This window comes from Bradyrhizobium sp. U87765 SZCCT0048, from assembly GCF_018131225.1.
GTDB lineage: Bacteria > Pseudomonadota > Alphaproteobacteria > Rhizobiales > Xanthobacteraceae > Bradyrhizobium_A.
The window spans coordinates 950,310-975,707 of record NZ_JAFCMM010000002.1; the positions used below are offsets into that span (position 1 = coordinate 950,310).

19 protein-coding genes, 1 tRNA gene, 1 pseudogene and 1 riboswitch are annotated in these 25,398 nt (G+C 63.8%); of the genes and pseudogenes, 7 read left to right on the forward strand and 14 right to left on the reverse strand.

What is annotated here, in order from left to right:
* Nucleotides 1-192 precede the first annotated feature (192 nt).
* From JQ639_RS17490 to JQ639_RS17510, 6 genes and pseudogenes are all read right to left on the reverse strand, one after another.
* Entirely contained in the window at nucleotides 193-1,353 is a 1,161-nt protein-coding gene (locus tag JQ639_RS17490) for a DNA cytosine methyltransferase (protein WP_211967374.1), read from the reverse strand.
* Between the two features lie 220 nt (nucleotides 1,354-1,573).
* Complete coding sequence (locus JQ639_RS17495) at nucleotides 1,574-3,382, reverse strand: coiled-coil domain-containing protein (RefSeq protein ID WP_211967375.1); 1,809 nt, start codon at nucleotides 3,380-3,382, stop codon at nucleotides 1,574-1,576.
* A complete protein-coding gene (locus tag JQ639_RS17500; RefSeq protein ID WP_211967376.1) occupies nucleotides 3,379-3,681 on the reverse strand; it encodes a YlcI/YnfO family protein in 303 nt (100 codons plus the stop codon). Before JQ639_RS17500 ends, JQ639_RS17495 begins: the two co-directional genes overlap by 4 nt.
* Before the next feature lie 757 nt (nucleotides 3,682-4,438).
* On the reverse strand, nucleotides 4,439-6,427 hold the full coding sequence (locus JQ639_RS17505; protein ID WP_249123315.1) for a tyrosine-type recombinase/integrase: 1,989 nt from the start codon (nucleotides 6,425-6,427) through the stop codon (nucleotides 4,439-4,441).
* Nucleotides 6,428-6,433: 6 nt separating this feature from the next.
* Nucleotides 6,434-6,607 (reverse strand): annotated as a pseudogene (locus tag JQ639_RS35830) (DUF6538 domain-containing protein); the annotation flags it as partial.
* Between the two features lie 70 nt (nucleotides 6,608-6,677).
* Nucleotides 6,678-6,767: transfer RNA gene (locus JQ639_RS17510), tRNA-Ser, on the reverse strand.
* Between the two features lie 234 nt (nucleotides 6,768-7,001).
* On the opposite strand from JQ639_RS17510, the gene JQ639_RS17515 reads away from it, so the two are divergent.
* Together JQ639_RS17515 and JQ639_RS17520 are read left to right on the forward strand one after the other, a co-directional pair.
* Complete coding sequence (locus JQ639_RS17515) at nucleotides 7,002-7,226, forward strand: sulfurtransferase TusA family protein (protein ID WP_211967378.1); 225 nt, start codon at nucleotides 7,002-7,004, stop codon at nucleotides 7,224-7,226.
* Nucleotides 7,227-7,276: 50 nt separating this feature from the next.
* Nucleotides 7,277-7,576 carry a hypothetical protein gene (locus tag JQ639_RS17520; protein ID WP_211967929.1) on the forward strand — a complete coding sequence of 100 codons (300 nt, stop codon included), beginning with the start codon at nucleotides 7,277-7,279 and terminating at the stop codon, nucleotides 7,574-7,576.
* A gap of 57 nt (nucleotides 7,577-7,633) precedes the next feature.
* Here the strand turns inward: JQ639_RS17520 and JQ639_RS17525 are convergent, their stop codons facing one another.
* From JQ639_RS17525 to JQ639_RS17555, 7 genes are all read right to left on the reverse strand, one after another.
* A complete protein-coding gene (locus JQ639_RS17525) occupies nucleotides 7,634-9,100 on the reverse strand; it encodes a trehalose-6-phosphate synthase (protein WP_211967379.1) in 1,467 nt (488 codons plus the stop codon).
* 342 nt (nucleotides 9,101-9,442) lie between these two features.
* On the reverse strand, nucleotides 9,443-11,233 hold the full coding sequence (locus JQ639_RS17530) for a glycoside hydrolase family 15 protein (RefSeq protein WP_211967380.1): 1,791 nt from the start codon (nucleotides 11,231-11,233) through the stop codon (nucleotides 9,443-9,445).
* The gene (gene otsB, locus JQ639_RS17535; RefSeq protein WP_211967381.1) at nucleotides 11,230-12,045 is read right to left on the reverse strand and encodes a trehalose-phosphatase; all 816 of its coding nucleotides are present in this window, start codon (nucleotides 12,043-12,045) and stop codon (nucleotides 11,230-11,232) included. Before otsB ends, JQ639_RS17530 begins: the two co-directional genes overlap by 4 nt.
* Nucleotides 12,046-13,548 (reverse strand): MFS transporter, encoded by a 1,503-nt coding sequence (locus JQ639_RS17540; protein ID WP_211967382.1) that lies wholly within the window; start codon nucleotides 13,546-13,548, stop codon nucleotides 12,046-12,048.
* Nucleotides 13,549-13,883: 335 nt separating this feature from the next.
* Entirely contained in the window at nucleotides 13,884-15,947 is a 2,064-nt protein-coding gene (locus JQ639_RS17545) for a methyl-accepting chemotaxis protein (protein ID WP_371745115.1), read from the reverse strand.
* 134 nt (nucleotides 15,948-16,081) lie between these two features.
* A complete protein-coding gene (locus tag JQ639_RS17550) occupies nucleotides 16,082-16,795 on the reverse strand; it encodes a 3-oxoacid CoA-transferase subunit B (RefSeq protein ID WP_211967383.1) in 714 nt (237 codons plus the stop codon).
* Nucleotides 16,792-17,505 (reverse strand): 3-oxoacid CoA-transferase subunit A, encoded by a 714-nt coding sequence (locus tag JQ639_RS17555; RefSeq protein WP_371745150.1) that lies wholly within the window; start codon nucleotides 17,503-17,505, stop codon nucleotides 16,792-16,794. Before JQ639_RS17555 ends, JQ639_RS17550 begins: the two co-directional genes overlap by 4 nt.
* A gap of 319 nt (nucleotides 17,506-17,824) precedes the next feature.
* Here JQ639_RS17555 and JQ639_RS17560 point away from each other — a divergent pair, with 319 nt between their 5' ends.
* From JQ639_RS17560 to JQ639_RS17575, 4 genes are all read left to right on the forward strand, one after another.
* A complete protein-coding gene (locus JQ639_RS17560) occupies nucleotides 17,825-18,310 on the forward strand; it encodes a (2Fe-2S)-binding protein (RefSeq protein ID WP_211967385.1) in 486 nt (161 codons plus the stop codon).
* A gap of 97 nt (nucleotides 18,311-18,407) precedes the next feature.
* Entirely contained in the window at nucleotides 18,408-20,762 is a 2,355-nt protein-coding gene (locus tag JQ639_RS17565; RefSeq protein WP_211967386.1) for a xanthine dehydrogenase family protein molybdopterin-binding subunit, read from the forward strand.
* Between the two features lie 14 nt (nucleotides 20,763-20,776).
* The gene (locus tag JQ639_RS17570; RefSeq protein ID WP_211967387.1) at nucleotides 20,777-21,577 is read left to right on the forward strand and encodes an FAD binding domain-containing protein; all 801 of its coding nucleotides are present in this window, start codon (nucleotides 20,777-20,779) and stop codon (nucleotides 21,575-21,577) included.
* A 123-nt stretch (nucleotides 21,578-21,700) separates the two neighbouring features.
* Nucleotides 21,701-22,303: a DUF938 domain-containing protein gene (locus JQ639_RS17575; protein ID WP_211967388.1), complete on the forward strand. Its 603-nt coding sequence runs from the start codon at nucleotides 21,701-21,703 to the stop codon at nucleotides 22,301-22,303.
* Nucleotides 22,304-22,537: 234 nt separating this feature from the next.
* Here the strand turns inward: JQ639_RS17575 and hppD are convergent, their stop codons facing one another.
* On the reverse strand, nucleotides 22,538-23,662 hold the full coding sequence (gene hppD, locus JQ639_RS17580) for a 4-hydroxyphenylpyruvate dioxygenase (RefSeq protein WP_211967389.1): 1,125 nt from the start codon (nucleotides 23,660-23,662) through the stop codon (nucleotides 22,538-22,540).
* Nucleotides 23,663-23,783: 121 nt separating this feature from the next.
* Here hppD and JQ639_RS17585 point away from each other — a divergent pair, with 121 nt between their 5' ends.
* Nucleotides 23,784-24,290: an Lrp/AsnC family transcriptional regulator gene (locus tag JQ639_RS17585; RefSeq protein WP_211967390.1), complete on the forward strand. Its 507-nt coding sequence runs from the start codon at nucleotides 23,784-23,786 to the stop codon at nucleotides 24,288-24,290.
* A gap of 825 nt (nucleotides 24,291-25,115) precedes the next feature.
* Nucleotides 25,116-25,310: riboswitch (cobalamin riboswitch) on the forward strand.
* The last annotated feature ends 88 nt before the right edge of the window (nucleotides 25,311-25,398 follow it).

Here is a 25,398-nt window from a genome sequence, read left to right on the forward strand (position 1 = left end):
CCCGCTACCTTTTAGCCTCTGTCATTTGCCCCCGCCGGATTGTTTTTAGCAGTTGAGCCTACTTTAGGCATGGGCGAGACCGCGTCACAACCGATTTTCCGCTGTCTGAATCCAAAGTATCAGGAAAGTCCGCCTTAGGTTTCGTTCGGCCGCGGCATCGGTGGTGGGGTCCGAGACCGGCGGCAATGGCCGTTACATTGCCCGCAGCAGCTTCTTCGCCGCGGTCGCTACGGCATGGCCGAGGAGAGGCGGCACCGCATTCCCGACCTGCTTGAGTTGCTGAGTTTCGCTGCCGACGAAGACGAATCCGTCATGGAACGACTGTAGTCTGGCCGCTTCGCGTACCGTGATCCAGCGGTCGTGCTTGGGGTGCACCCATTCCGACAGGTCGCGCTGCATCTGCGCGAGGATCGTGTAGGAGGGCTCGTTCGGATGCAGCCTTCGCCACTTGTACGGACGAGAGCCGCTCCACAGCGCCGACGGCAGCGAGTCTCCGCACATTCCAGGCTTGAGCGCCCGCAGGATGCGCTTCCTTCTGCTTTCGATGCCCTTGGTGTGATGATTGAACAGCGACGGAGCTCCGTCGACGTTTGCCCGTTTCCACTGCTTCGGAATCAGCGGGCTTTCGAGATCGAGCCGCATGCTGCGCTGGAAATCGGACAAGGTCCGTCTGCGAAGTTTCGGATAGGGCAGCGGCCCATCGTCGAGCGAGACGCGTTTGGGAAGATCGGAGATCGCTTCGGCGACCGTGGTCTCGCGCTCGGTTCGGCTGGCGTCGAGATAGCGTTCGAACCGTTCCGCGAGATCGGCCGGAGCCGCCAGGTCGTCTCTGGTGCCGACGAAGAAGACGCGCCGGCGATGCTGAGGCACTCCAAATTCCGATGCGGTCAGCGTGGTCAATATCGTGTTGCGGTAGCCCGCGCCCTTCAGCGCGGAGAGGATGAGGTCGCGGAAATGACCGTTCTTCATGGCGACCATGTTCGGCACGTTTTCCATCACGAAGACTTTGGGCTTGAGCGTTTTCAGCACTCTCGCGAATTCGAGATATAGGAGATTTCGGGTGTCCTTCAGATCTCGCGGACCGATCTGGCTGAAGCCTTGGCAAGGCGGCCCGCCGAACACCAAGTCGACCTCTCCATCGAGAAGCTCGCGCCTGCTGGGAACGCCCGGCTGTGCATCGATGAGGAACGTCGAGATGTCACCCCTGAATATGGGGACCTTCGGGAAATTGGCGCCGTGGGTGCGCGCGGCGTACTCGTCCATCTCGACTGCGCACGCGAGTTTGAATCCTGCGAGGCGAACGCCTTCGCAAAAGCCTCCTGCACCACTGAATAGCGAGACGGCGGTCGGCATGGTTTGGATTCCGAGAGGGTGATCGCGCAGACGGATCTACGCTCAGGTGAAACGCGATAAGTGTCAACGAGTCCGGAAGCCTTATGAACCGCTTCTTCCGTTGCGATTCGAACTGGTCTCGAGATAGCATGTAGTACGAAAGCGGTTAATAGAGTGCCGCGAAGCTCGCCGGCTCTAACTCAGCGGGCCGGGCCGATGTCCCCGCTAGTCCTGGCCGAGATCAAAAGATCTTTGGCGGCGGCAGGCGAGGGATTCCCCACAAGTCGAAAGACGGCTCCCAATTCTCGTCCAACGTCTCATCCATACGATGCATCCGGGCCCGAGCAGTTTGCAACGTGCCTGCAACTGCAAACAGCCGGACTGCTCCCCAACGCGCGCATCGCGGGCTTTTTTCGGCCATCGAGCGCGCCAGTCGAGCCGTCGCTATCTGACGAGTGGCACGCTCGCGCCGATCGGGGAGCGCGGCCTGGTACCGCACTTGCGCCATCCGGAATTTCCTCTCCTCGGTTTGCAACGCTGCTCGGGCGGTCGAGAGAGCCGCGCCGGCCGTTGCGATCTTCTCCCTCAGCCGGTCGAGGCGGATTTCAAGGGACCGCCGGTCCGGACCGTTCGCGGTGCTGATCAGCCGCGCCCAAATCGACTGCGAGGGATGGTGTGCGATACTCTCGGAGAGGCCGTTGGCTTTCTCCTCAAGCGACCGGACCAACGCGGCGGCATGCTCCACTTTCCGACGGGCGGCGAGAAACGACGCGGGCTCCGCAAGCTGGGCCACCCGCAACGCAACTGTTTCTTGCTCAACGAGACCATCCAGATCCGAGATGACCCGCTCTAGGGGCGGCAAAGTGTTGCGCCGCGCGGCCCCTAGGAGATCGAGCAGTGCTTCTGTTTGCCGCAGGCCACCCGCCGCGAGCCTCAACCGTGTACGGAGCTTTTGATCGCGTTCATCACCGTCGCGTCGTCCAGGCGCGCTTCCAAGGCTTCCAGCCTGGCGAGAATCCGATCGATCCCCGTCACCGTCTGTGAGAGCAGTTCGATGATCGTAGCGATCGGATCGACCGCGTTCGGACTGTCCGTCCCCTGGACGAGCTTGGTGACCGGCTCCAATTGCCGCGCGAGCCGGCGAACCGCGTCGTAGGTCGTCTGATGGATGTTTGGAGACTGCGGGCGCTGCTGCTGCATTGAAGCTTAACCTTTCTGCTAGGGCTTCTTTTCGTAACCGGACCAATCGAGCCAGTGCCCCCACGAACGTTCCGTCGGCTGTCTCGACAATCAGGGTATCCTTCTTGTCACCGAACCCGAGGCGAAGGCCGACGCGGGCCAATCGGCTGTCGAAATCCTCCCGGCTGGTCGCGCTAGTGAGCGCTTGCGCGACCAGCTCTCTCACGCGCGGCAGGTCGACACCGATCCGCTTCGTGCGCTGATGGTCCGTTTCATTGAAGCTGGCCGGATGATCCGGAGCCTGAACGCCACGCAGCGCCTCCGCTGTCACGTGATCGCCTTCACGATCTAGTGCAGCTATCAGGCTGTTCATCCGAGGCGCTGGGACAATGCCGTGGCCCCACCGGACCTCGCAGATTCGCGCCAGCTTGGACTGCCTGTCCCAGTCATGCGACGAGGGCATTACCCGCCCGCTCAGGGGGTCGACTTCGGGCGCCAAGAGATGGAAATGCCTCGGACTGCGCTGCCCTTGGGCAGCCCCCTCCGACAAGTCGCCCTCTCCTTTTGACGCCCGCTCTTTTTCATGAGCCCACAGGACGATGCGCTTCGCATCAAACTCGAATTCAAAAGCCAAACGCTCGATCAGCTCGTCTAGCTGTTCGTCGGTGACGTCTTGCGCCGGCGAAATGATCCAATGCCGCACGCAATACTGCCTCGCAAATCGGATGGCGTCGTCGCGCGCATCAACGAGGTCTGCCGGATTGCCCCGCAACAGTATGACTTCGTCGTTGTCGTCTCCATCGCAAATGTGCGCAAAAGCGCGCTTAAGCGCTGGACCCCGGGCGCGAATCCGCTTCGACTTGATGATCATTGTGCGCCCACCAGATGCCGCCGCGCGATCTCGCGCAGGGTTTCAGCGGCGGCCTTGATCTCCGCGGAGACCCTGGCGTCACCGCCGGCAACAGCAGCGAGCGAGTCAAGCCGATGGGCGAGCGAACGAACGTGGACAAGGTCCGCGAGGATCGGCCTGGAGGCAATCCGACCGTTCACTGCAGCCTTGGCCGCCCGGCGCAGCAGGTCTGAGACAGTCACGCCGCCAGCCTTCGCTGCATTTGCGACGGCTTCCTTATCAGCCTCGGGGAAGCGACATTTCACGATCTTTGACGCCATCCGACTTGCTCTTCCGGGTCCACGGGGCGGGCCCCTGGTAAGCGCGGGGCCCACAACGCGCATGGCTTGCTGCTCTTTTTCCTAAGGACCTATCAGGCCCACGGTCTCAACATGAATCGTTGTTCAAGAGCGATCAAGCGACTGTGGCCACAAATCTTGATCGGATGGGAAGCCAAGATTTCTACAGGAGCGATCGCACGGTAACTCAAGGTGCGATCGCTCTTGGTGTCATCGAGACATTCGCCCCACCCTGTCGTTTCAGCCGATGCGACTCCGCCACGCAGTTGGCTGCTGTGGTGAGGTGATCGAAGGATCGGCTTAGTGCTGCTCGGAGTGAACGCCGGGCATGCGAAGGCGAAGCGTCGTCGTCGCCGGTCCGCTCTTATTCTGAACGGTCAGCTCAAGCGTAAGACCGGCGAGAGTGCGATCAAAGCCGACACCCGTGTCGGAATTGATCCCGGCCTTTCGTTCGAGAGTCAGTGAGAGATCCTTGGCTCGCCCGTTCACCGAGGCCTGGGCACCGACCGTCCCGTCGTCAGCCATGGCCTTCGGCGCATCGGCCTGGCGGGGGCTTCGCCGCCGGGCGGCTCTCGCCGACGCCGACCGCGGGGCCGGCCGTCCCGTCGCCGCCCGCGGCCCTCGGCGCGTCGGCCTGCGAGGGCTTCGCCGCCGGGCGGCTCTCGCCGACGCCGACCGCGGTGCCGGCTATCCCGTCTCAACCAGGAGAAGCCACCCACCGGGGGCAATCAATCCGATATTAACTCTGTGGATGAACGTGCGGCTGGGCAACCGCGGTACCAGTCTCCCCAAGCACTTTCTTTTGGCCGAGCTGAATTGATTTCAGGAGGGTTCGCGCTAGTCGACCAGGACGGCTCCTTCCCTGTTCCCAGTCCCGGACATTCCCAATGGAAATGTCGAAAGTGCGCGCGAACTCGCGCTGCGACAACCCAAGAGCCTTACGAAGTGCCGCGACATCGATCGCATCGTGACTGTCGGAAGCCGGACGCTCCTTCCGACGCTCAGGCTTTGACTGCTTTGGCGCTCTGACCAAACCCCTGTCCGAAGTAATTGCGTGATCGACGGGTCTTCTGACCGGGGGCTGGACAACAGATTTCGGATTCACGCCTCGGTAGGCGCTAACGTCGAGACCGTTCAGCAACGGTAGTGATGCGATCTTCTGGAGTTCATCCTCCCTCAGGTATCGGTTTCCATAGCGAAGAGCGATGCCATCCAGAGAGTGGCCAGCTTGAAGGGTTATTGTTCGTTCTTCTACGCCAAACTGCCGTGCCCAATCTTTGAACGAGTGACGCAAAGAGTGAAAGACGTGCTGGCCACCCATGCCTAGGCTCTGAAAAATTCTCTGGAAGCGCTTCGACGCAGCATTTGTAGGCCGCGCCGCGGAGTGCAGATCAGGAAATAGATATTCATGTCCAATCCGTTTCTGCTCTTCAACCCAGTCGATGAAGCCCAGGTTTACTAGGCTGTCGTGAAGGGCAAACAATCTCAGGCTCTCCCGATTTTTCAGGGGTCGATTACGGACGCCTTCAGAATCCGTGATCCGTCCCGTCAAATCGACGACATAGACGCCGTAACGTTTCCGGATGTTGTGAGGCTGAATCGCAACCAACTCGCCTAGTCTCGCGCCGGTCAGGAATGCCAAAAGCGGGAGCCAAACGTCTTCTGGCCGGCGCTCGTCCGCTTCCGATGCGCAGTGGGCGAACAGTCTGTTTAGCTGCCCAGTATCGAGACCAAATCTAATGAGAGGGGTGGGGAGTTCCTTGGGAATAAGAGTGTGGCCATAGTCGAATGGATAGGGGGCTTGGTAGTTAGCGCAAAGCCACCGGATGGCCGTTTTCACTTTTCCGACGTAGCCCACCTTTACTGTCGTGAAGGAAATGGTCTCAGCGCGGTTTGGCCGACTACGCTTTTCGTTTTCTTCGATGGCCTGAACTAAGGTCATCCCCCTCCAGGCCGGATCAACAGTATGGCGTTCCGGAAGATGCTGGAGGCGGCCGGCGAAGCAGGTCAAATCGGCTTCGGTGTAGGCCCCTATTGGTTTGTCACCAGCGATCTCTAAGAAGGCGTTCAGGCGATGTCTAAAGTAATCCGGCTCTCGCGAGTTCTCCGGCAGTTGAATTGTCTTCGCGTCTAAGAATTTTTGCAAACATTCGCTCAGCAACGGCCCTTTATAGAGGAGCTGTTTGTTGACCGTGTTAGTGGTTTCCGCGACCTCTCTAATTTCGGTCAACGCTTGTGTGTTTGCTTCGTGCGCTGCGCGCAACTGAGAATCGGAATCGTCCGCCTTCTTTGAAATCTCGGCGAGTTTTTGCTTCCACTCTTGGGAATCGTCAGCCGACCCTTCGATCAACTGCTGCAGCTCATCAAGAATTCGATGCTTTGCTTCTAGCTCCGATTGGAGATCCCGAAAGACTTCGTCATAGTCGGCGAGAGTTTTTTGGGCGAACTCCTGCCAACCAGCGAAGCCTCTCAACGCAAGCTCGTTTTTCTTCTGCTGGATTTGCCGGCGATTTGCGACGCTGCCGCTTTCCTCCAAAGGGGAAAGTCCCTGGTACTCTAGGGCGATCTGCCGGAGAGCCTCAACTTCCGCCTGAAGGGCATCCGTGAATCTCTGTCTGAGTACGGCCTGGAGGCTCTTGATTTGATCTGGCGTTTCGTTCCGCTCGTCGTCCTCGATGTTGCTCCGGAGAGCAAAAACGCGGAGCTTTTGGAATCCACGGTACCGCATCGACAAGAACCAACGCTCCGACGCGCCAGCGAGATGACGAGCGAAGCGGGACGCCTCTCGACGGGTCTGGCACGGCAGTCGAATTCTGAAGGGCGTCGCACCGAGGGCGGCTAAGAGATCAAGGGGTGGTCGAAGCTGGAAATACCAGCACGACCCCCGCAGCCATAGATAGGACGCCATTGACTACGCCGATGTGTACAGTGCCCCGGCGAGTCCTAAACTTCTGTAAACAAATCAAGATCTTGAGGGCTGGCGGAGAGAGCGGGATTCGAACCCGCGATACGGTTTCCCGTATACACACTTTCCAGGCGTGCGCCTTCAACCACTCGGCCACCTCTCCGTGCGCCCTCTCTTACGGACCCGTCCGGCTTTTGCAAGAGAGCGCACGCGGATCATGAAACATTTCTACAAGATATTGATTTTTCGACCATAATCCGTTGCTGCCGCTGCTCCCGCGCATGGCCGTGGGTGCCCACCGGCGCGGCGGTGACGCGCCCGTGACACCTGCTTCGCCTCCCGGCTTGATTTTTGGCCGGCCGGCGGCGAGACCGGTGACCTGACCAGAGCCTCCGCAATGCCCGAAACCATCCTGCGCCTCCAAGGGCTGAAGTGCCCCCTTCCCGTCCTGCACACCCGCAAGGCGCTGCGTGGCCTCGCCAGCGGCGACGTCGTGGTGGTGGAATGCACCGATCCCATGGCGGCCATCGACATCCCCGTCCTGCTGCAACAAACCGGCGATATTCTGGAAACGTCCCGCCAGGACGACGGCCTGCTGACATTCCGGATCCGCAAATCATGACCCGCCGCCATTGCCCGGCCGCCACCCGTCTCGCAGTCTGCGTCGCCCTGATGACGCTGGCCGCCGTCACCACGGCCACCGCACAGACTTGCCGTCGCGACGGCACCAGCGTGACATGCGACGATGGCCGCCGTGGCGTGCTGTCCGGCCCCTCGATCATCTGGAGCGATGGCACCCGCTCGAGCGCCGCCACGCAGCATCCCAGCGTGATTATCGGCAACAAGGCGTCGGTGCATGTCGGCCCCGGCGTCTTCGTCGGTCAGGGCTCGGGCGTGGTGCCGCTCGACGATCCGCATGCGCCGAACAAGACGCGCTGCGCCATCGTGGACGGCGTCTCCTACTGTGAATAGCAGCGGCGCGCCGCGCGCAGGCACGCGCGACGCAGCCCTGTCTTCAACGACGATGTGTTACTGCAGCCGGCCCGCGCCGACCGAATAGAGCGGCCTCACCGCATGGCCGCCAAACATCGGTTTGGCGGCGACGACCGACTTGTCGGAGAGGTTGTGGGCATCCTCCAGCGCCTCGACGAAGTCCGCGAACCACTGATGGATGGTGCCGGCCCGCAGCTTTGTCATCATCGCTTCCCAGCGCAGCCGCCGCTCCGGCGCCGGCATCGCGAGAGCCATGGCGATCGTGCGCGCCATCGCGTCGATGTCATGCGGATTGACCAGCAGCGCCGCATCGAGTTCGTTGGCCGCGCCGGCGAATTTCGACAGCACAAGCACGCCCGGATCGGCCGGATTCTGCGCCGCGACATACTCCTTGGCCACGAGGTTCATGCCATCGTGCAGCGGCGTCACCACGCCGACCTGCGCCGTCCGATAGAAGCCGGCCAGCACGGTCTGGCTGAAGCCCTTGCTGAGATAGCGGATCGGCGTCCAGTCGACCTCGCCATGCCGGCCGTTGACGTCGGTCACGAGCTTGGCCAATTCGTTCTGCAAGTTGCCATAGGCCTCGATGCCGCCACGGGACGGCGTCGCGATCTGCAGCAGGGAGACCGCGCGCTTGAGCGAGGGCTGCATCGTCAGCAGGCGATCGAACGCATTGATCCGGTTCACCAGCCCCTTCGAATAGTCGACGCGATCGACACCGATCGCGAGGCGCTCGCCATGCAGGCTCATGCGCAGGCGCGACACGTCCGGATGCGAGGCGGCGCGCGCCGCGTGCTGGGTGAAGACGTCGACGTCGATGCCGATCGGGAACACGGCGAGACGCGACAGGCCATAGCGCGACGTCACCACGCCGTCCTCGACCTCGAGACCGAGCTCGTTGCGCAGGTAGTCGGCGAAATTCTCGCAGTCGTCCTCGGTCTGGAAACCGATGAGATCGTAGGCCAGCATCGCGCCGATGAGTTCGCGATGGTTCGGCACGCCGCCGATCACCGCGCGCACCGGCCACGGTGTGTGCAGAAAGAAGCCGATCGGCTGGCGCACATTGAGATCACGCAGCTCGGCGCCGAGCGCCAGGAAATGATAGTCCTGGATCCAGAACGCGGTGTCGGGCTTGCGGAAGCGCAGCAGCGCCCGCGCCATGAACGCGTTGACCTCGCGATAGGATTGATAGTCGTCGCTGGAAACGCGAATCAGGTCCGGCCGCGAGTGCAGCGCCGGCCACAGCGCGGAGTTGGCGAAGCCTTCATAATAGCCGCCGTAGTGATCGGCCGGCAGGTCGAGCATCGCGATCGCACCGGCGCCGAGCGCCTCGATCTGCGGAAACGGATCCTTGTGCGCACCGTCACGCACACGTCCGCTGGAACCGACCCATATTGCTCCCGTTTTTTCCACCATCGGCAAGAGTGCCGCCGCCAAGCCCCCTGTCATGGGCTCGTTGGCCTTCGCGCGCGCCACGCGATTTGAGACGACAACGAGATTCACAGGCTGTTCTCCGATTTCTAGTCGAGAGATAAACGGCCGTTCATCAATATGGTTCCTGAGTGACCTGCCTGTTCGTCGCAGCTTGTTGAGGTCCCCGCCGCGACGCGTCCCAGACGCACCAGAAACCAATGACTTGCATCGGGTTTCGATTCCGGAACAGCTCGATCGACAGCAGCTCGTTGAATCACCCGGGCGCCACCATTCGTCCCAAATGAAGTCAAATTCGGGCAACGCCGCGCGGAACCCGGTTCCACGCGGCGCGATGAGTGGATGTGGTGGACAAGATTGTCGCAGCGATTCGCTGTCGTGACCCAAGGCTCACAGCGAGCGAATCGCTTCGCGTCATCCGCGCCAGTAACGATCTTCCCAATTGCGCGACAGTTTCATGCCGGTGAGAATCAACCCGGCCATCGAATAGGTCTGCGGGAAGTTGCCGAACAGCGCGCCGGATTTCGGATCGACGTCTTCGGACAGCAGTCCATAGCGATTGCGGTGCGCCAGCGCATCGACGAACAGCTCTCGCGCCTCCTCCTTGCGCCCCAGCGACCACCAGGCGTCGATCAGCCAGAAGCGGCAGATCAGGAACGCGGTCACAGGAAGGCCGAAATCGTCTTCGGCGGCGTAACGCATCATGTGCTTCTCGCGAAGCAGCTCGCGCTCCATGGCAGCGACAGTCTTGACGAAGCGCGGGTCGTCGACCTCGCAGACGCCGAGATCCGGCAGCAGCAGCACGCTGGCGTCGAGATCGTCGGAGCCGAATGCGGCGGTGAAGGCCTGCCGCTTGGGATTCCAGGCGCGCTCGATCAGCTCGGCATGAAGGGGATCGGCGATCGCGTTCCAGTGCGCCGCGCGATCGGCGAGACCAAGACGCGTGGCGATCGCCGCCAGGCGATTGACGCCGGCCCAACACATCGCGGACGAGTGCGTGTGGACCCGCTGACGTCCGCGATATTCCCAGATGCCGGCGTCGGGCGCGAGCGCGACCTTCGCCGCCTTGTGCCCGAGCGTCTCCAGCAGGCGGAACAGGCTGGCGTCACCGGGCTTGGGCAGACGGCGATCGAAAAACAGCGGCAACGCGGCGAGAATGACGCTGCCATAGGTGTCGTGCTGGATCTGGTCCACCGCGGCATTGCCGATGCGCACGGGGCCATCGCCCTGATAACCCTGTAGATCGCCCGCGATCCACTCGTCGAGAGCAAGCGTCGGCACGACGCTGTAGACCGGCTTGAGATCCTCCTCGGCGTTCGCCGCGATCGACAGCGTGAAGCCGATGAAATCCTCCATGGTCTGGGTGGCGCCGACGCGGTTGAGCGCCTTCACCACGAAATAGGCGTCGCGCAGCCAGCAGTAGCGATAGTCCCAGGTGCGCCCCGAACCCGGTGCCTCCGGAATCGAGGTGGTGTGCGCGGCGATGATGCCGCCGGTCTCCTCGAAATTCGACAGCTTCAGCGTGATCGCGGCGCGGATGATCGCTTCCTGCCAGTCGTAGGAGATGTACAGCCGCCGCACCCAGTCGAGCCAATAGGCCTTGGTCTGCTCGGCGAATGATGCCGCCGTCGAGGCGAGATCGCCGGGGAACGGCTCGTCGGAGCCGAACACCAGATGCAGCGGCCGCGTCAGCACGAATGGCGATTCGTTGTCGATCAGCGCCAGCGGCCCGTCGGTCGTCATGCGAACAGCCAGGTCGTCATGGACATAGCGGATGTGATTGCTGCCCATCGTGCGGCGCGCCAGCGGCTTGCCATAGGCATGGGTCGGCCGCACGCGGATGGTGATGCGCGGCAGGCCGGCGACCGGCTCGATGATGCGGAACAGCTGCGGCGGCCGGAACATGCGGCCATACTGACGGAAGCGCGGCGCGAAATCGGTGACGCGCACCGCGTTGCCATGCTGGTCCGTCAGAGTGGTCGACACCACCGCGGTGTTGCGGACATAGTCGGACTGCGTGTCCACCATGCCGTCGAGCACCACGTCGGTAAAACCCTTCTCCTCGTTGCCGGCGAGCAGCCGCGAAAAGATCGGATCTGAATCGAACCGGGGATAGCACCACCACACGAGGCGCGCCGACGGGTCCACCAGTGCAGCGGTGCGACCGTTGCCGATCACGGCAAGGTCGAGTCCATGATCGATCATCGTGCAATCATTCCTTCACGAACCAGCAGCCCTTCCAGCCAGGCGCGAACCTGGCGCGGATCGTCGAAATGTCCGGCGACGCCGCTGGCGTGGCGGCCGACGGAGAACGCGAGCCCGCGCAGATCGGGCATGATGGCGAACACCGTCTCGTCGGTGACGTCGTCGCCGAGAAACACCGGCGTCCGTCCCTTGAACGGCGCATTCTCCATCAGCTTGCGCACGCCGCTTGCCTTGCTGAAGCCGGCCGGCTTGATCTCGCACACCGACTTGCCCGGAAGCACCTCGATCGGCGCCCCCGGCAGCTCGGCACGGATCTCCGACACGGCCTGATAAATGCCACGTTCGGCCTGCGGCGCGAGACGATAGTGCAGCGCCAGCGAATAACCCTTGTCCTCGAGCAGGATGCCCGGCGCGAGCCCGGCGATCGCCGCAAACCGCCGCTTCAGATCCGGCTCGATCGGCCGGATCGGTGATGGCGTCACGGCTCCGCCGGCGCTCAACCGCATCTCGGCGCCATGCCCGCCCACCGCCGGAAACTGAGACGGCGCGAAGATCGCGTCGATGTCCACGATCGAACGGCCGCTCACCAGCGCGAGCGCGCCCGAGGTGCGCGCCAGCAATCCCTTGATGGTCTGCCGCAATTCGGGCGGAACCCACACCTCGCTCGGCGTCGGCGCGAGTTCGAGCAACGTGCCGTCGATATCGAGCAGCAGCGCGCAATCGTCGAGCGCCGGAATGCCCGCATCGGCGACCACCGCCGGGTTGGGCGATGGCGACGTCGGCGCGTGCAAATCGGTTGCGTTCCGTATCATTCAATCCTGCTCCTGGGCCGCGAGCGGCCTTGCGATGTCCTCGAGTGACCGACGCTCTGCCGGAATGCAGAAGCGCCAGGCGATGACAGCCGCAGCTACCATCAGAAATGCTCCCAAAAGATAGCCGGCGAACACACTGTTGCGTGATCCGCTCGCGATCAGCGCGCCGAACAGCGCGGGGCCTGCGACGCCGCCGATGCCGGTGCCGATCGCATAGAACAGCGCGATCGCGAGCGCCCGCACCTCCAGCGGAAACGTCTCGCTCACCGTCAGATAGGCCGCGCTCGCCGCTGGCGATGCGAAGAAGAAAATCACCATCCAGCTGATGGTCTGTGTCTGCGCGCTCATCACGCCGATCGAAAACAGATAGCCGGACACGGCGAGCAGCAATCCCGACACGCCGTAGGTCAGCGCGATCATGACGCGCCGACCGAGACTGTCGAACAGACGTCCCAGCAGCAGCGGCCCGAGAAAGTTGCCCGCCGCGAACGGCAGGATGTACCAGCCGATCCTATCCGCCGCGATGCCGAAGAAATCGGTCAACACCAAGGCGTAAGTAAAGAAGATCGCGTTGTAGAAGAACGCCTGCGCCGTCATCAGCGCGAGGCCGACGAGCGAGCGCTGACGATAGGTCCGGAACAGCGTTCGCGCGACCTCGCGCAAATCGGTGTGCGAGCGCATGGTGAGACGAATGGTCGGAAGATCCCGCGGCGAAGGCGGCGCCGACGCTGCGCGCTCGATCTCCGCGACAATCTGCTGCGCACGCTGCGGCTGGCCATGAATCATCAGCCAGCGCGGGCTTTCGGGAATCCAGAAGCGCATCAGAAAGACCACAAGCCCCAGCGCAGCGCCGGTCAGAAACGCCAATCGCCAGCCGAGTTCCGGATCGATCACTACGGGATTGAGCAGCACGATGGCGCTGACCGCCCCCAGCGCCGCACCGATCCAGAAGCTGCCGTTGATCACCAGATCGGTCCAGCCGCGATAGCGCGCCGGCACCATCTCCTGGATGGTGGAGTTGATCGCGGTGTATTCGCCGCCGATTCCCGCGCCCGTGAGAAATCGGAACAGGCTGAAGCTCCACACGTCCCAGGACAGCGCGGTCGCGGCCGTCGCCGCCAGGTAGAGCGCCAGTGTGACAAAGAACAGCTTCTTGCGGCCGAGCCGGTCGGTCAGCCAGCCGAACAGGATCGCACCGAGCACGGCGCCGCCGAGATAGGCGCTGCTGGCGAAGCCGATGTCGAGATTGTCGAAACGCAGCGTCGGGCTCTCCTTGAGCGCGCCCGACAGCGCGCCGGCGAGGGTGACCTCAAGACCATCCAGGATCCATGTGACCCCAAGCGCGACGACGACAAGCGTATGAAAGCGGCTCCATGACAGACGGTCGAGCCTCGCCGGAATATCGGTTTCGACCACCCGCGCCCCAGCCAGGACGTCGACACCCGCCGCCGCCCTTTCGGACGTCGCGGGCCAGACCAGCCGTGCGCGACCTGTCGCGATCATGATGCGTCCTTCCGCCGCGCGCATCGATCGCACCACGGCGGGAACGCCAGAGGATCATGTGCGCGCCGGTATGTGGGGTGACCCGTGATGGACAGACCCGCAATCCAACAATGTCCCGGAGTTGCCCCGGGGGCTCGGATGCGACGGAACCCAGATGTAACCGCCGCGGGAAGCTAACGCCCGGATGAGGGTCGGGTTCCCGGCCAGACCCGTGCATGGAACTGTACGTGGGACTGTGCGCGGACCTGCGCGCTGGCTCGCGACAAACAAAAATCCCCCGGACCGTGGGTCCGGGGGATTGTCTGAAGCGAGACGTCCGCTCTGGAGGCCGCCCGTCAGGCGGCGCGGATCGTCGCCATGAAGCGGTCGAGTTCCTGCCGAAGCCGGGTGCTTTCCACCGACAGCGTCTGCGCCGAGTTGAGAACGTCGCCGGACGCAGCACCCGTCTCGCCGGCACCGCGGTTGACCTCGGTGATACTCCCGGCAACTTCCTGCGTGCCCTTGGCGACGCTCTGGACGTTGCGGGCGATCTCCTGGGTCGCCGAGCTCTGCTGCTCGACGGCAGTGGCGATGGTGGCGGCGATCCGCGAAATCTGACCGATGGTCTGGCCGATCTCCTTGATCGCGGCGACCGATTCCTGGGTCGCGACCTGCATGCCGGTGATGTGCGAGGAGATCTCGTCGGTCGCCTTTGCGGTCTGGCTCGCCAGCGATTTCACCTCGCTCGCCACCACCGCGAAGCCACGGCCGGCTTCGCCGGCGCGGGCGGCCTCGATGGTCGCGTTGAGCGCGAGCAGATTGGTCTGTTCGGCGATCGCCGTGATCAGCTTCACCACGTCGCCGATCTGCTGTGCGGCGCGCGACAGTTTGGCGATGCGGGCATCGGTCTCCTCGGCCTGGGTCACCGCCGCGGCGGCGATCCGGCTCGATTCCTGGACCTGACGACCGATCTCGTCGACCGACGCCGACAGTTCTTCGGTCGCCGAGGCCACCGACTGCACGTTGGACGAGGCTTCCTCCGAGGCGCCGGCCACGCGGCCGGACAGCTCCTGGGTGGTCTCGACCGTGCGGGTCAGCGTACCGGCCGCACTCTCGAGCTGGTTGGCCGACTGCGACACGTTGGACACGATGCCACCGACCGCTTCCTCGAAGTTGTCGGCGAAGCGATGCAGTTCGGCGCGGCGGGCGTCGCCGGTCGCCTTGTTCTGCGCATCGCGCTCCGCAGCCTCGCGTTCGGCTTTGGCCACGGCCTGAAGCTTGAACTCCTCGACGGCGCTGGCCATCTCGCCAATCTCGTCCTTGCGGCCCAGACCCGGCAGCACGACATCGAACTTGCCGGTGGCGAGCTCGCGCATCGCGGCGCACATCCCGATCATCGGACGGGAGATGCCCTGGCCGAGGGTCCATGCCAACAGCGCGCCGAACACCAGGCCGCCGATGCCGAGCAGCGACACGAAGTTCTTGGTGTCCTGGGCGATGGCGTTGGACTGCGCGGAGATGCGATCCTGCTGGGCCAGCAGGCCATCCTTGACCACCTTGGCGTCCTTGGTGATCGCACCGGCGGCTTCGGTCATCTGGGCGGTCAGCTCGTCCACCTTCGCCGCGTTCTGCACGAACTTGGTGAAAGAGGTCTGGTAGCCGCCGAGCTGATCCGAGATCTCCTTGATCTTGGCGCTCAGCTTCTCGTCGCTGGAGGTCAGCGAGGCGAAACTGTTCTTGAGCAGATGGATGCGGGCGGTGGCGCTGTTGGCGACCGCCTGGTCCGGCTTGACGATGAAGTTGGCGACGTTCGCGGTCACAGCCGCGGACTGCATCGCCATTTCCTTGACGCTCGCCTGGAACGAGGTCTGGCCGGCGAGCGCGGCAGTGTCGGCAAGGTCCTCGAGGCGGTAACGGAAGAAGTTGCCGAGCCGCAGCAGCTGGTTCGACGCGATCCCCGCGTTCTCGGTCTTGATCTCGACGACCTGGGCGAACAGCTTGGTGAACTCGTTGTACTTGTCGCCGAGGGCCGAAATCTTCGGCTTGTTCTCCGCGCTGCTGACGCTTTCGGCGCGCTTGATCGCCTTGGCGAGGTCGCCCTCGGCCGAGCGTGCCGCCGATTCGTCGGCGGCATAGCCGGTCAGGGAGTAGTAGCGGGCGAGCAGCTGGTAGGCGGCGAGCTCGCGGTCGATGTCACGGGCCGCATCGGTCTCCGACACGATGGCGTGGTAGGAACTGACACCGGCGGAAATCCGCTCGAAGCCGAAATAGGCGACACCCATGCTCACGGCCGACAGGCCGAGAACGGTGATGAAGCCCAGCATGATCTTGGCGCGAAATCTCAGGTTGGATAAAAAGCCGGGCTTCTTTTGCTTCTGCGTTCCCTGCTTCTGCCCCCCGGCACCCCTGAACCAGCCCATTTGCGAACCACCCCAATCGATTGCCAAACGAAAGTGACCGGGACGGCCCCCGGTCACCGTGATAGTTAAAAGTAGGGCAAAATCGATAAGATGCCGTAAATCTCTACCTCTGGTAGTGAGGTAGGGTACGGGCGTCAGGCGGCCTGTTCGGCCGCCCTGGCTGGCTTTTTCGCCACCGCAATGGCCGGTGCGTGCAATTCCTTGCAGTCGGGCGCCAATGTCAGCTTCGGCTCGGTTAGCGACTGCAGGCGGTCGAGATCCATTCCCGCGACCATTTCGCGCACCACCAGCCCCTCCGGCGTCACGTCGATCACCGCGAGGTTGGTGTAGATGCGCTTCACCACCCCCGGCGCCGTGAGCGGCAGCGAGCAGTGATGCCTGATCCGCGGCTCACCCGTCTTGCTGGTGTGCTCCATCAGCACGCGGATGGCACGGGCGCCGACGGCCAGATCCATGGCCCCGCCGACTCCCGGTGGAAAGTCCGGATCCTCCGTGGTCCAGTTGGCGAGGTCACCAGTGCCCGAGACCTCGAAGGCGCCCAGCAGGCTGATGTCGAGATGGCCACCGCGGATCATCAGGAACGCGTCGGCATGGTGGACATAGCAACCGCCCGTCACCAGCGTGGTGTAGTTCTTGCCGGCATCGATGAGATCGTCGTCTTCCTCGCCCGGCTTCGGCGCCGGCCCGAGGCCGAGCACGCCGTTCTCGCTATGGAAAATGACTTCGCGATCCGCCGGCACATAGCTGGCGGTGAGGGTCGGGATGCCGATGCCGAGATTGACATAGGCCCCCTCGGGCAAATCCTGGGCGGCGCGCCAGGCGATCTGGTGGCGGGTGAGCGGGGTCATGCGGCGGCTCCCGAATACTTGGCATAAAGTGGATGATTCCTGGGCGGCAGGCGACCGACCTCGATGACGCGGTCGACGAAAATCCCTGGCGTCACCACCGCCTCGGGATCGAGGCTGCCGAGATCGACCATGCGCTCGACCTCGACGATGGTGAGATCCGCGGCCATGGCGCACACCGGATTGAAGTTCCGGCTCGACTTTCGATAGGTCAGATTGCCCCAGCGATCGCCATCCGCCGCCTTGACCAGCGCGACGTCGCCGCGCAGCGGCTTCTCGAACACATGCAGGCGCCCATCGATGACCCGCGTCTCCTTGCCTTCGGCGAGCTTGGTGCCCGCCGAAACCGGCGAGAAGAAGCCGCCCAGCCCTGCTGCAGCGCAGCGCATGCGCTCGCTGATCGTGCCTTGTGGCACCAGCTCCAGCTCCAGGCTCTTGCTGCGATAGGCGTTGAGAAAGGCGCTGTAATCGCCCGAACGCGGATAGGAGCAGATCACCTTGCGGACGCGACCGAGATTGATCAGCCGCGCAAGGCCATGCTCGTCATTGCCTGCATTGTTGGCGACGATGGTGAGGTCACGCGCGCCCTGGTCGCACAACGCCTCCAGCAGATGGTCGGCAATGCCGACCGCACCGAATCCCGGCACCAGCACGATCGCGCCATCGCGAATGTCCGCGACCGCCTCCCTGATGTCGTTGACCTGCTTGTTGATCACACCGAACCTTTCCTTCCCGAGGGGGGCCGGCTGCCGTCGCAGTCCGGTCGTGTCGCAGCGCCGCATGACATTGCCGGACGCCTGTTGTCATTCACCGGTCATTGTTTGCACCCACGCGGCACTGCGACAAGGCCACGCACCGCCGCCCCTGTACGCAAGTTTGTCATAACTCGCGGAACGTGCACGCCCGAAAAAGCCGCAGGCGCCGTGCACGCCCGCCGCGCATCCCCTCGTTCGACCAAAATCGTGGTTGCAAAGCCCTCAGGCGGTGCTCTTTAATATTGGAATAATGAGAAGATATTGAGGGAGAAACGGCGTGCCTACAGTCAAGCTGACGGTCAACGGCAAGGCGGTCTCCGCCGACGTTGAAGATCGAACCCTGCTCGTCCATCTCTTGCGCGATCACCTCGGCCTCACCGGCACCCACGTTGGATGTGACACCAGCCAGTGCGGCGCCTGTATCGTCCACATCGATGGCCGCGCGGTCAAATCCTGCACCACCCTCGTCGGCCAGGCCGACGGCGGCAACGTGACGACGATCGAGGGCATCGCCACCGGCGACCAGTTGCACCCGATGCAGGCGGCATTCCGCGACAATCATGGCCTGCAGTGCGGTTACTGCACGCCGGGAATGATCATGAGCGCGATCGACATCGTCCATCGCCATGGCGGCAAGCTCGACGAAGCGACGGTGCGTCACGAGCTCGAAGGCAACATTTGCCGCTGCACGGGATATCACAACATCGTCAAATCCGTGCTCGACGCGGCGGAACGCATGAAGGTGGCCGCCGCGGCCGAATGAGTCGCGGCTCCGACGGATTCTTCGCAGCAATCACAGGCGGCAAGCGCCCCGACTCCGCAAGCGTCGCGTGGCCGTCCGCCGGACAGGGAGAGATCGCATGGGCGTTGAAGGCATCGGCGCGCGCGTCGCGCGCAAGGAAGACAAGCGGTTCATTACCGGCAGCGGTCGTTATGTCGACGACATTCGCCTGCACGGCATGACCTATGCGCACTTCGTGCGCAGCCCGCACCCGCACGCCAGGGTCAAGGCCATCGACGCGTCGGAGGCGCTGAAGCTTCCCGGCGTGGTGGCCGTGCTCACCGGCCAGCAACTGGTCGACGACAAGGTCGGCAACCTGATCTGCGGCTGGATGATCCATTCCAAGGACGGCACCCCAATGAAGATGGGTGCATGGCCGGCGATGGCGCCGGAAACCGTGCGCTTCGTCGGCCAGGCCGTCGCGGTCGTCATCGGCGAGACGCGCAACCAGGCGCGCGACGGCGCCGAAGCGGTCGTCGTCGACTACGAGGAACTGCCGGCAGCCGCCGACATCCGCGCCGCGATCGCACCGGGCGCGCCCCAGCTTCATCCGGAAGCGCCGGGCAACATGATCTACGACTGGCATATCGGCGACGAGGCGGCGACCGACGCCGCGATCAAGAACGCCGCGCATGTCGTCGAGCTCGACCTCGTCAACAACCGCCTCGTGCCCAACGCCATGGAGCCGCGCGCCGCGGTCGCCAGCTACGACGCGGCGGAGGAGCACTACACGCTCTACACCACGTCGCAGAACCCGCATGTCGCGCGCCTCGTGCTATCGGCGTTCTACAACATCGCCCCCGAGCACAAGCTGCGGGTGATCGCTCCTGACGTCGGCGGCGGCTTCGGCTCCAAGATCTACATCTATCCCGAGGAGATGGTGGCGCTGTGGGCGTCGAAGCGCGTCAACCGCCCGGTGAAGTGGACGGCGGACCGCACCGAAGCGTTCCTCACCGACGCCCATGGCCGCGATCACCTGACCAAGGCCGAGATGGCCTTCGACAAGGATCACAAGATCACCGGGCTGCGGGTGAAGACCTACGCCAATCTCGGCGCCTACATGTCGCTGTTCTCGTCGTCGGTGCCGACCTATCTCTACGCGACGCTGCTGTCGGGGCAATATGTCATCCCCAACATCTCCGCCGAGGTGATCACGGTCTACACCAACACCACGCCGGTGGACGCCTATCGCGGCGCCGGGCGGCCGGAAGCGAGCTACCTGCTCGAACGCATCATGGAAACCGCGGCGCGGCAGTTCAAGGTCGATCCCGCCGAACTGCGGCGCAAGAACTTCATCACCCAGTTCCCGTACCAGACCCCGGTGATCATGGCGTACGACACCGGTGACTTTAATGCCTCGCTCGACGCCGCGCTGAAGGCCATCGACTATGCCGGCTTCCCCGCCCGCAAGGCGAAAGCCAAGCAGGACGGCAAGCTGCGCGGCATCGGCTTCTCCTGCTACATCGAGGCCTGCGGCATCGCGCCGTCGAAAGCCGTCGGCAGCCTCGGCGCCGGCGTCGGCCTGTGGGAATCCGCCGAGGTTCGCGTCAATCCCGTCGGCACCATCGAGATCCTCACCGGCTCGCACAGCCACGGTCAGGGGCATGAGACCACCTTCGCCCAGGTGGTCGCCGACCGGCTCGGCATTCCGATCAGCCAGGTGTCGATCGTCCACGGCGATACCGACAAGGTGCAGTTCGGCATGGGCACCTATGGTTCGCGTTCCGGCGCGGTCGGCCTCTCCGCCATCGTCAAGGCGATGGAGAAGGTCGAGGCCAAGGCCAAGAAGATCGCCGCCCATCAGCTCGAAGCCTCGGTCGACGACATCGTCATCGAGGAAGGCCAGTTCAAGGTGACCGGCACCGACAAGGCGATCGCCCTGCCGATGGTGGCGCTCGCGGCCTACACCGCCCACAACCTGCCCGACGGCATGGAGCCGGGCCTCAAGGAAGGCGCGTTCTACGATCCGACCAACTTCACCTTCCCCGCCGGCGCCTATGTCTGCGAGCTCGAAGTCGATCCCGCCACCGGCAAGACCAGCTTCATCAACTTCGTCGCCGCCGACGACTTCGGCCGCCTGATCAACCCGATGATCGTCGAGGGCCAGGTCCATGGCGGCCTCGCCCAGGGCATCGGGCAGGCGCTGCTGGAGGGCGCGGTCTATGACAGCAGCGGCCAGCTGCTGACGGCGTCGTTCATGGACTACGCCATGCCACGCGCCGACGACCTGCCGTCGTTCCAGCTGTCGCACACCACGACGCTGTGCCCGGGCAATCCGCTCGGCATCAAGGGCTGCGGCGAAGCGGGTGCCATCGGCTCGTCCGCCGCTGTCATCAACGCCATCACCGACGCCATCGGCCACAACCGCCTGGAGATGCCGGCCAGCCCCGACCGGGTGTGGCACGCCATTCACCAGCCGCAGGCCGCCGAGTAACGGGGAGACGAACCATGTACCAGACCACATATCATCGCCCCGCCACCGTCGCCGAAGCCACGGCGCTGTTCGCCAAGGGCGCGGAAGCCAAATATCTCGCCGGCGGCCAGACACTGCTGCCGGTGATGAAGCAGCGCCTCGCGGCGCCGAGCGACGTCATCGACGTCGCCCGGATCAAGGAACTGGTCGGCATCGAGGCGTCGGCCGACACCCTGACCATCAAGGCAGCGACGACCTATTACGACATCATGACCGATGCGGCGGTGAACAAGGCGATCCCGGCGATCGCCCATCTCACCTCCGTGCTCGGTGATCCCGCCGTGCGCTATCGCGGCACCATCGGCGGCTCGATCGCCAACAACGATCCAGCGGCGGACTTCCCCGCCGCGGTGCTGGCCCTCGACGCCACCGTCACCACCAACAAGCGCAGCATCAAGGCCGCGGACTTCTTCAAGGGCCTGTTCACGACCGCCCTCGAAGATGGCGAGATCATCACCGCGGTCGCGTTTCCGATCCCGGAGAAGGCGGCCTACGCCAAGTTCCGCCATCCGGCGTCACGCTTCGCGCTCACCGGCACGTTCGTGGCGAAGCTGAAGGGCGGCGAGGTTCGCGTCGCCGCCACCGGCGCGTCGCAAACCGGCGTGATCCGCGTGCCCGCGATCGAGAGTGCGCTCAAGGCCAACTGGTCGGCTGCGGCGCTCGATGCGATCACCATTCCCGCCAGCGGCATGATCGAGGACATCCACGGCAGCGCCGCCTACCGCGCCAACCTCATCAAGGTAATGGCGCAGCGCGCGGTGGCCGAGGCAGGCTAGACCCACCCGACCGACTGATCACGCTGATCCGGCGCCCGAGTCTTCGCGCGCCGGATTTTCTTTGGAATCGCGGCCCCGGAGCTTTCTTCGCCGGCCGATCCGGATTCCGGATAGTGTATGCCCATGACCGACGACCGCCTGTCCGCCCCTGCCGCACTGCGCAACCGGGACCCCATCCTCGACGTCTTGCGCAGCATCCTGCCCGCGCGCGGCACCGTGCTGGAGATTGCGAGCGGCAGCGGCGAGCATGTCCTGCACTTCGCCCGCCATCTGCCGAACCTGATCTTTCAACCGTCCGATCCGGGCACGGCCGAGCAACGCAGCATCGCGGCCTGGATCACCGACAGCGGCCTTGGCAATGTCAATCCACCGATCGCTGTCGATGCCGCCGCACCGCCATGGCCGATCGCTCACGCCGACGCCATGCTCTGCATCAACATGATCCACATCTCGCCATGGACCGCGACGGAGGGTCTGATGCGCGGCGCCGCCGCGATCCTGCCGCCGGGCGCGCCACTCTATCTCTATGGTCCCTATCGGCGCAGCGACGCGCCGCTCGAGCCCAGCAATGCAGCCTTCGACGCCAGCCTGCGCAACCGCAATCCAGCATGGGGCCTGCGCCTGCTCGACGACGTCGCCGCGCTCGCCACGGCTCAGGGCTTTTCACCCCCGAGCGTCACGCCAATGCCAGCAAACAATCTCAGCGTGGTCTTCCGGAAACATTGAGCTGAAGCGTTTTCGAACGAAGTGGGCACCGGTTCGCGTCAAGAAAACGCGTCAAAACAGAAAATTTAAGCACGGCCAGCCGACAGGCCATTGCATGTCGTTCCGGGCCGGCGCGCAGCGACGGACCCGGAATCTCGGCTGTCGATCTTGCGGAGGCGAGATTCCGGATCGCCGCAGAGCGGCGTCCGGAATGACGGCGCAAACGCCGATGCGCGACTGCTCAGCGCGCCGACGCTACGCCGCCGTCTTGTTATCGACCGCCAGCACGCCACGGCGGATCTGGTCTTCCTCGATCGATTCGAACAGCGCCTTGAAGTTGCCCTCGCCGAAGCCGTCATCGCCCTTGCGCTGGATAAACTCGAAGAAGATCGGGCCGATGGCGTTGGCCGAGAAGATCTGCAGCAGCACCTTGGTGTGGCCGCCGTTCACCACGCCCTCGCCATCGATCAGGATGCCATTGCGCTGCAGCCGCGCGACGTCCTCGCCATGGCCGGGCAGGCGATGGTCGACGCGCTCGAAATAGGTCTCCGGCGGCGACGGCATGAACGGCAGGCCATCGGCCCGCAGCGCCTCGATGGTGCGGTAGATGTCCTTTACGCCGCAGGCGATGTGCTGGATGCCTTCGCCGCGGTAGATGTTGAGATATTCCTCGATCTGGCCGGAGTCGCCGGCGTCCTCGTTGATCGGGATACGGATCTTGCCATCGGGGCTGGTCAGCGCCCGCGAAAACAGGCCGGAGGCGCGGCCCTCGATGTCGAAGAAGCGGATCTGGCGGAAGTTGAACAGGCGGCTGTAAAAGCCGGTCCACACATCCATGCGGCCGCGATGGACGTTGTGGGTGAGATGGTCGAGATAATAGAGGCCGACGCCTTCGGGCCGCGGATTGCGGCCATTGAGCCACGCGAACTCGGCGTCGTAGGCCGAACCCTTGGCGCCATACTGATCGACGAAATACAGCAGGCTGCCGCCGATCCCCTTGATCGCGGGAACGTCGAGGGTCTTCTGCGCGGACGGAACGTCCGCTGGTTCGGCGCCGAGCGAAATGGCGCGCTCATAGGCGCGGCGCGCATCGACCACGCGAAAGGCCATCGACGGCGCGCACGGCCCGTGGGCGGCGACGAAGCTGTGGCCGTGGGTGCCGACTTCCTCGTTGACGAGATAGTTCACATCGCCCTGGCGATACATGGTGATCGCCTTGGTCTTGTGACGTGCAACCGCCGTGAACCCCATCAGGCGGAACAGCGTGTGCAATTCCTCGGGCTGCGGATGGGCGTATTCGACGAACTCGAAGCCGTCGGTCCCCATCGGGTTGTGGTCGGTAATGGCGGCAGGCGGCGCCTCGTGCGGAAACGGACCCATGTCGTTCTCCCTGGACTTTGATGACGACATTTTCGGTCATATCGGGCACAATGTTCATGCATAATGGGGCACGACATCCCTAAGAAACGCACGTTTTGTGCAAACGGGAGGGCATTTCTGCATGACAACCACGGGGGCTGTGGAGGTCGACACCTTTGACCTCAGGATCCTGGCCGCCCTGCAGGATGATGGCCGCCTGACCAACCAGGAGCTGGCGGACATCGCCGGTCTCTCCGCCTCACAATGCTCGCGCCGCCGCACCCGTCTCGAGGAGGCGCGGATCATCCAGGGCTATCACGCCGACCTGGCCGGCGAAGCGCTTGGCTTCAACGTGATCGCACTGGTGCACATCACCCTTGCGACCCACTCCCCCGACAACGCCAAGCGCTTTCGCGACCTCGTGCTACGGGTCGACGACATCCAGGAGGCCTACGCCCTCACCGGCGATGCCGACTACATGCTCAAGATCGCGCTGCGCGATCTCAAGAGCCTGTCCGATATCGTCAACAATGTGCTGATGCCCCACGAAAGCGTCGCCCATGTGCGCTCGTCGATCGTGCTCGACTGCCTGAAGACGACGCGAAAGCTGCCGCTGGGGCAACCGCGCTCGGCCGGCGGCGGGCGTTAACTTTTACGCCTGTTGCGCGGCAGTTGGGCCGCGCGCGATTGATCGTCATCTTGGGGCATGGCGTGAGCCGATCACTAGATGCAGATGGCCTCGCCGCCATAACCTGCTGATTCGGCCGATTCGCCCCTGCTTCGTTCAGGCCGCGTTCGAAGCGTTAACGGCGTCAACACGATCGTTACATTTCGACACAAATGCATTGTTCTGCCCGATGCCGCCGGTCGCGGTGTCGTGTGGCACGGCAAGCGCATACTGCGCTCTGCCGGACTCCCCGCGAAATTAACGATTGCGACACGCCGCGGAGTCAAACGAACGCGAACCGGGCCTGCGCCCGATCTTGATCTTGTGCCCGCGCATTGGCCCGACCCCAGATGCGGCGGACGCGTTCCGCTGAAATGGCGATTCGGCCGATTCGCCCCCGTTTCGTTCGAGCAGCGTTCGAAGCGTTAACGGCAGGACCGCACTCGTTACATTTCGACACAAATGCAATGCTCCGGCGCGGCGTGCGAAACGCGCCTTGGCGGGCGGACGTCGACACCGATCACCTCATGAAATTAACGATTGCCCTGCTCGGCGTGGCGGCATGAGCCCGCATGCGGTCTCTCTGTGGTCGCCATCTTGTGCCCGCTTGTGTGCACGATCCCCCACATCCGGCACGCGCAATGGAGTGACATGGTGATTCGGCCGATTCGGCCGCGTTTCGTTCCGACGGCGTTCCAATGGTTAACGGAAACGCTCAAATGCGTCGCATTCTGAGACATGAGCGCAACACTCGTGACCACAATGCCACGACGGCGCCCGTTTCCATTGACGCTGGGCCGAGCCAAATCTTAACGTCTGGTTGACGGTTCCCGTTGGGATCAAAAGGGAATGCGGTGAGGACAGCCGTCCGATGCCGCAGCTGCCCCCGCAACTGTAAGCGACGAGCCTGCCATCCTCAGCCACTGGGCCCTCGGTCCCGGGAAGGCGACGGCGAGGCGACGACCCGCGAGCCAGGAGACCTGCCGTCAACGTGGTCACACGCGACGATGTCGGTCGGGGAGTACAGACATTTGCTTCATGCAGGCGCAGGCCTGCACGAGGCCGCGGTTGCTGTGACGTGCCACTGCCG

Bases quoted from the DNA above. Each gene is read 5' to 3' on its own strand.
- JQ639_RS17505 (WP_249123315.1), bottom strand. From the start codon at position 6,427: ATGCGGTACCGTGGATTCCAAAAGCTCCGCGTTTTTGCTCTCCGGAGC.
- JQ639_RS17530 (WP_211967380.1), bottom strand. From the start codon at position 11,233: ATGATCGATCATGGACTCGACCTTGCCGTGATCGGCAACGGTCGCACC.
- JQ639_RS17540 (WP_211967382.1), bottom strand. From the start codon at position 13,548: ATGATCGCGACAGGTCGCGCACGGCTGGTCTGGCCCGCGACGTCCGAA.
- JQ639_RS17520 (WP_211967929.1), top strand. From the start codon at position 7,277: ATGACGCTGGCCGCCGTCACCACGGCCACCGCACAGACTTGCCGTCGC.
- JQ639_RS17545 (WP_371745115.1), bottom strand. From the start codon at position 15,947: ATGGGCTGGTTCAGGGGTGCCGGGGGGCAGAAGCAGGGAACGCAGAAG.
- otsB (WP_211967381.1), bottom strand. From the start codon at position 12,045: ATGATACGGAACGCAACCGATTTGCACGCGCCGACGTCGCCATCGCCC.
- JQ639_RS17585 (WP_211967390.1), top strand. From the start codon at position 23,784: ATGACAACCACGGGGGCTGTGGAGGTCGACACCTTTGACCTCAGGATC.
- JQ639_RS17575 (WP_211967388.1), top strand. From the start codon at position 21,701: ATGACCGACGACCGCCTGTCCGCCCCTGCCGCACTGCGCAACCGGGAC.
- JQ639_RS17495 (WP_211967375.1), bottom strand. From the start codon at position 3,382: ATGATCATCAAGTCGAAGCGGATTCGCGCCCGGGGTCCAGCGCTTAAG.
- JQ639_RS17490 (WP_211967374.1), bottom strand. From the start codon at position 1,353: ATGCCGACCGCCGTCTCGCTATTCAGTGGTGCAGGAGGCTTTTGCGAA.
- hppD (WP_211967389.1), bottom strand. From the start codon at position 23,662: ATGGGTCCGTTTCCGCACGAGGCGCCGCCTGCCGCCATTACCGACCAC.
- JQ639_RS17500 (WP_211967376.1), bottom strand. From the start codon at position 3,681: ATGGCGTCAAAGATCGTGAAATGTCGCTTCCCCGAGGCTGATAAGGAA.
- JQ639_RS17570 (WP_211967387.1), top strand. From the start codon at position 20,777: ATGTACCAGACCACATATCATCGCCCCGCCACCGTCGCCGAAGCCACG.
- JQ639_RS17515 (WP_211967378.1), top strand. From the start codon at position 7,002: ATGCCCGAAACCATCCTGCGCCTCCAAGGGCTGAAGTGCCCCCTTCCC.
- JQ639_RS17550 (WP_211967383.1), bottom strand. From the start codon at position 16,795: ATGACCCCGCTCACCCGCCACCAGATCGCCTGGCGCGCCGCCCAGGAT.
- JQ639_RS17565 (WP_211967386.1), top strand. From the start codon at position 18,408: ATGGGCGTTGAAGGCATCGGCGCGCGCGTCGCGCGCAAGGAAGACAAG.